We start from the raw sequence: 5,898 nt of genomic DNA on the forward strand, positions 1-5,898 counted from the left end.
GTGTATGATTAGCATGCAATTCTTTGTCATGAACTTGGAGCATAAGCTCAGAGTTCTTTTTGTCCAATTTTTGAAGAGGTATTTTATAGTTACAGATTTTGGTTTTTTGCTTGATTAAAGGGTTTGGTTAGCAAGCCCTAAATAAGAAAAAGTCCCCCTCTGCTGAGGGGGAATAGAAGAAAGAAGAGGATTGGTAAAAATAAGTAAGGTTTATGTAAATCCCTGTAGGGGAAGACCATTAAAATTATCATAAACCTTATTTATGAGCTAATAATGTACTTTTTGTGAAGAATGTATTAAACCTAAAAATGGAAATAACCGTAATTTACCAAAGGCATTCAAATGATTTTCTGTAAAAGATTTAAGCGTACTCATTAAAAAAAGCTCCCATCGTTCGATGGGAGTCCAAGATATTATTTAAATGAGGTGTAATGCCAATTGCATGAAGCTGATGAATTTTATTTTTAGTATCGTAATGAAACATCTGATTTTTTTATTAATAGTTTATCCTTATCTTTACATTCGGGGTTTGATGAAATTTTATATCCTTGACTTTTTAAAAATTGACCTAGCCCCTTTGCTGCGATATCCAGGCTATTCTTAGGTCCAATAGTTATTGAATCAATAGGTAGTCCTCTGATATCATTGCTTTCCCCAAAGACCACTTCAATATACGGAATAAACACACCTTTGAATTGCCTGTATTTTTTGACATCCAAGTTGCTGTTTACATCGAAAATAATTCTATATTCTTCATCTTGGGCAAATACTGGGTTCTTGAATAACTTAATCTGGTTTAATAAAATATGTATTGCGGAACCGAATGCATTATTGTAATGCCAAATAAGATTATTCATACCTGGTTTATCTATCTTTTCAGTATTGCAAAATGAATAAAACATCTCAGAAATATGCTCTAGAAAGTTAAATATGTCTACGATTGTATTTTCTTGCATTTTGCTATCATATATAACTTTCCCTGGATACATTTCAATTGATTTATGCTCGTCTTTTCTTGGAATATAGTGTTTTTCTATTGAACCATCTTCAATTATTTTATTGCCAGTTACGTAGACTTTCATATCCCACGTTCTATTAAATATCTTATTTAGACTAAGACCGATGTTATACCCTTCATGTTTAGAATAATTTCCCCATAAATTAACTGAATCGCTGTTTTCAGAAGTACTAAATATATAACTTCTCGCTAGATACAATCTAAATTTTCTATTTATTATACTTAAAAGTTTTTCATTCAAATATTTGTATTCATTTTTCATAAATACTTGTTTGATAAGGTTAATACCATACATGTATTCAGTTTTATCATTTAAAAAATCGCTTTTAGTAACCCATAATGTCTTATTTCTAATAATGCTCTCTAACGCTATAGCACTAGTATAATGAAATACGTTACCCTTCATATAATTCTTAAGGTCAATATATTTCATTCTCCATTTTTCAAATTCCAAGCTTAATTTGATCCAATCTTCTTCCATTGTATTCTTCCCTATTATAATCCGAATTTCCTTTTTAAATGCTATTATGCCATTGACTTAATCACCTCATACCTCCGTAGTAAGGGAAACTTGTCTTAAAAAGTAAAAAAGCCCCTCCCCCGCCTAAGCGAGAGAGGGATTCGTTTTTTTAGTTAATTAACTCTTACATAAATATAATAGGTCTTACCATTGAACTCCCCCTGAACGATGCATAAACCATTCGCCACTGCAGTAACCTTTCCCGTGTTGTCTATTGTTGCGACAGCTGAATCCATCGTCGTCCATGAAACACTTGAGCTGTCATCGGATATCCACAAGCGTTTAGACTCCCCTGCTTTAAGATTCAGGGCAAGCCTAAAATTTTCGGCACCCTTCATAACCTTAACCGGGATATAGTCTGTGAATGTCCCATCGCTATTGTTAGCAGTAATTTTGCATTCACCCTCTTTTATCGCTGTCACTTCACCGTTAGCATCAACAATAGCTACTGTCGGGTCGGAAGACGTCCAAGTCAGAGTTGCGTTATCACTAAGATTATCGCTGACGCTGAGTTGTGCTTGCTCATTTATGTCCAGAAGTACATAGAGGCGGTCATCGGTTGGAGCCGGAACGGTGGCCGAAGCTTCGTTTGAATTAGCACTCTCGCCTCCGCTGGTAATCGCTGTCACGACATAATAATAAGTTGCTCCGGCAGTTACGGAAGTGTCAGTATAATTTGTCCCCGAAACGTTTTGAGCTATAGAGGTATAAGGTCCGCCGGCCGTTGCCGATCTTTTCACATTGTAGCCAGTAGCTCCCGTTACAGCCGTCCAGGTTAAGCTTGTTCCCGAACCGGTGGTAGTGGTAGCCTCCAAATTAGTAGGGCTGCTTGGAGCAGAAACTTGAGGTGTGGCAGTTGCCTCATTAGAGTTACCGCTTTCACCACTCTCGCTAACTGCTGTAACCACATAATAATAGGTTGTTCCGTTTATGACAGAAGTATCGGTATAATTCGAAGACGTTAGGCCCGTAGCTATGGTTGCATAAACGCCTCCCGAGGTTGTTGACCTTTTCACATTGTAACTGTTTGCCCCGCTAACCCCAGTCCAGGTTAAGTTTACTTGCCCATCTCCCGAAGTGGCAAGTAATTTACTAGGGCTGCTTATTTCGGAAGCCTGAGGAGTCGTCGATACCTCCGCTGAGTTATCGCTCCCTCCGCTGGCACTGGTCGCCGACACAACATAATAATAGGTAGTTCCATTAGTGAGATTGGTATCGGTATAGGCAGTATCACTAACATTGCTCGCAATTGTTGTATAGTTGCCCCCTGATGTTGTAGCTCTTCCGATGTTATAACCTGTAGCGCCGTTAACACTATTCCATGATAGAGTCACTTGAGCATTACCGGGCGTTGCTGTTACTTGTCCCGGTACGTCTAATACAGTATAGCTTATTGGCGCGCTCTGAGAGCTTTCTCCAGCTGCATTTACAGCTGAAACAGCAAAAGAATGCGAACCAGCGGGTAAATTAGAACAAGTATAAGAGTTAGTAGAAGAATCAGCATAATACGAACCATCTAAATAAACATTGTAAGACACCACATCATCAAGAGAAGGATTAGCAGCCCAAGCCAAAGTACAAGATGTACCATTTTGAATTAATTGCAAACCAGAAGGAACAGATGGAAGTGAAGCAAAAGAATAAGGATATAAAAAACAACCCGAATCAATTTGAACCGCATCAAGATTAAGTACACCATCAGAACTATTAACAATAGAGCAACTATGAACAGTATTAGAAAGACCAGTCAAGGTAAAACAAAGTTTTTGAAATGGACCTGACATTTCAGAAAAAGTACCAACACTAGAGCCGTCAATATAAACAGTAATAATATTAGAAAAAAAGGAACCACCACGACCAATAATATTTAAAGATGTACCAGAAAAATTAAAATCAATATGCGCAGTTAAACTAGGAGAAGTATATACAGAACCACCATAATCAGAAGTATTAACACTTTTGGACCAAGTACCACCTAAATACGAAAAATTAGAATCCAAAGAATCATAATAAACTAAAGAACTTGCATAAACAGGTAAAACATTAAATAAAGTTAAAATCAAAGCAAAAACTAAAATCAAAAATTTCTTTTTCATAATCCAGCCCTCTTTATTCAAAATAATATTTTTCCGCAACAAATTAACCTACAATTTCTCCTTTCTATGTACATTTTAGTAAAAATTTTATATCAGCAAATTTATTTGTTCAAAACAATATTTATCATAATTGGGGCTTTGAGTAACTATTCTTTCTGTTTCGACATTATTTATTTGATTTATGTATAAGTTCCTTATAATCTATTTAATTCTGCATAATAAAAAGGCCCCTCGTACCATATCTGGCAAGAGAGGCCTCGTCATGCACAGCGCCCGGCAACGCTGTTTATTTATTGGGCAGGTTGGGCCTGAGCCTGATCCGGCTGAGCTACCTGGGCAGCTTGAGCCACTTGCGGCGCCAAAGCCCCCTGCACAGCACTTACAGCCTGGGTAATGGCCTGGTTTACGGCATCACTTGCGGCTTGCTGAGCGATCGGCGACACGGCCCTGAGTCACGGCGTTAGTTACGGCATCCTGGATAGCTTGAGCTGGCGCTACGGGCGTATTTTCAGTAGCGGGAGCCGTGCTATTTAGGGTAAACACCCCAGTTTCAATCATATCTTTTGTGGCCTGTTGGATTTCCGCCGTTGGCTCATAGCCGGCAATCTTGAGCATATTCATGGCTGCATCATAGGCATTTTGATTCCGCTGGTCTTTCGTGATCTGATCACTATTACACCTTTGTTCAGCAGCATGAACACCGGCCTGGGCCACCTGAATAACTTTATCAATGATAGATTCTACTGGCGCCGGAAGAAACACCTTGCCGATATCATCATTGAGAGTTTTGGCTTGACCTAAAACATTGTCAGCGGTATTAAGGATCGTTTTAGGATCTTTGCCTTTTTGCGCTAAGTAGTTAATACCCAGCCCGGCGACAGAACCAACGACTAATGATCCCAGGGCAATGAGTAACATAATAACATTTGTATCCACAATAAAACCTCCTCAAAAATTTTGGCAATAGAAAAGCAGGCCATTGCTGACCTGCCTATGTTGTTCCCACCCTGCCGGGAGCGAGGAAGAATATCCAAAATAGCTTAAATCGTATCCAATTAGAGCTGAAATGTAACCAAATTGGCAAGCGCTTGCGAATTTAACCCAGATACTTCGCCACTGCTGCGGCCGTATCATATTTGCTATTTCCGGACAGCAGAACTTCATTCGGATGACCTGTCGAAGCTCCCCCCACAACAATTAACTTTTGGGCACTCATAGCATCCTTGGGTACAGAATGATCGTCCGGCCGGATGAATAAGGCGCAATTGCCGTTTTTGGCGGACACATCGGTACCGGCCCAATAATCTTCTTTGGTGTAAAGTAAAACAGCCACTTCTAACACATCGACACTCCCCTTCCATAATCCAGCGTCATCATTGACATAATCCCGATCCACCGCGATCCCGGCCAAGTTGGGATCATTTTGTTACTGATAAATATGATTTGGCGCCGTCTGTCCTCCTGACCATGCATAGGTCTGGAAATACCGGTCCGCCGTAACAGACTTCATGACCACATAAGGTCCGTAAACCCCCATGAGATATTTACCGCCCAGGCCGTCTTTTACACCCTGGAAATAGTCTTTTATGGCTGACATGTCGGCGGCCGGCGCATCATAGTCAACCGTGAAATAGATCGCCACGCCAGTAGTAGCACCGAGGTATTCAGCCTCGGAAATTGCGGCCGCTGCGTCAGAAATCCCTTTAGAGTACGAAAAGTAACTCTTGCTCGTTGGAGCCGACTCCCAAATTAGAAAAATAGATAGCCCGGCAGCATGGATCGACTTGGCTTCGTCCGGAGTAAGTGCTTTTGACCAACCGTGCTGATAACCAAGATACCGTCCTATGGCCATTATTCCAGCTTGTTTCAAGGCCTGGGCGCTCGCTGCGGTCAGCCTAGTTGCGCAATCAATACCGTTCATTTAGAATCTCCTTTCTCTTCAATCTGATCAATCCGCTTATGCGCAGACTTCGTACTTTCTTCAACCCTTGTCACACGTTCGGACAAAGCATTTAGGCTCTTATTGGTGTCTTTTTGCTCCAATAAAACATCATCGGTTCGATGCTTAATATAAGCAATGTCGGTTTCAAGTGTTCCTCTTGCGGCACCTGCCGAGTATGAATGTAAACGGTAAATAGTGCGTCATAGAGTAAACAAAAACCGTCAAATGACGGTTCGTTGTGCATTATAGATTCGTCTGTTTTCTGCATTCTGCTGGCAGCTTATCTGACCAAGGCAACAAATCATCGAGAAAAGATAGGTTT

Annotated in this window: 6 protein-coding genes; all 6 read right to left on the reverse strand. The window is 40.3% G+C overall.

Annotated features, from left to right (window positions below; genetic code table 11):
- Nucleotides 1–464: 464 nt before the first annotated feature.
- Entirely contained in the window at nucleotides 465–1,499 is a 1,035-nt protein-coding gene (locus tag REC12_RS00715) for a DUF2971 domain-containing protein (RefSeq protein ID WP_308891629.1), read from the reverse strand.
- Nucleotides 1,500–1,651: 152 nt separating this feature from the next.
- A complete protein-coding gene (locus tag REC12_RS00720; RefSeq protein ID WP_308891632.1) occupies nucleotides 1,652–3,634 on the reverse strand; it encodes a fibronectin type III domain-containing protein in 1,983 nt (660 codons plus the stop codon).
- Between the two features lie 290 nt (nucleotides 3,635–3,924).
- Nucleotides 3,925–4,077, reverse strand: coding sequence for a hypothetical protein (locus REC12_RS00725; RefSeq protein WP_308891635.1), 153 nt, complete (start codon nucleotides 4,075–4,077; stop codon nucleotides 3,925–3,927).
- Nucleotides 4,046–4,570 (reverse strand): hypothetical protein, encoded by a 525-nt coding sequence (locus REC12_RS00730; protein ID WP_308891637.1) that lies wholly within the window; start codon nucleotides 4,568–4,570, stop codon nucleotides 4,046–4,048. Before REC12_RS00730 ends, REC12_RS00725 begins: the two co-directional genes overlap by 32 nt.
- Nucleotides 4,571–4,730: 160 nt before the next feature.
- Entirely contained in the window at nucleotides 4,731–5,045 is a 315-nt protein-coding gene (locus REC12_RS00735) for a hypothetical protein (protein ID WP_308891640.1), read from the reverse strand.
- 15 nt (nucleotides 5,046–5,060) lie between these two features.
- Nucleotides 5,061–5,555, reverse strand: a complete 495-nt coding sequence (locus tag REC12_RS00740) for a glycoside hydrolase domain-containing protein (protein WP_308891642.1) — start codon at nucleotides 5,553–5,555, stop codon at nucleotides 5,061–5,063.
- Between the last annotated feature and the right edge of the window lie 343 nt (nucleotides 5,556–5,898).

Source organism: Candidatus Desulfosporosinus nitrosoreducens (assembly GCF_030954495.1).
GTDB lineage: Bacteria > Bacillota > Desulfitobacteriia > Desulfitobacteriales > Desulfitobacteriaceae > Desulfosporosinus > Desulfosporosinus nitrosoreducens.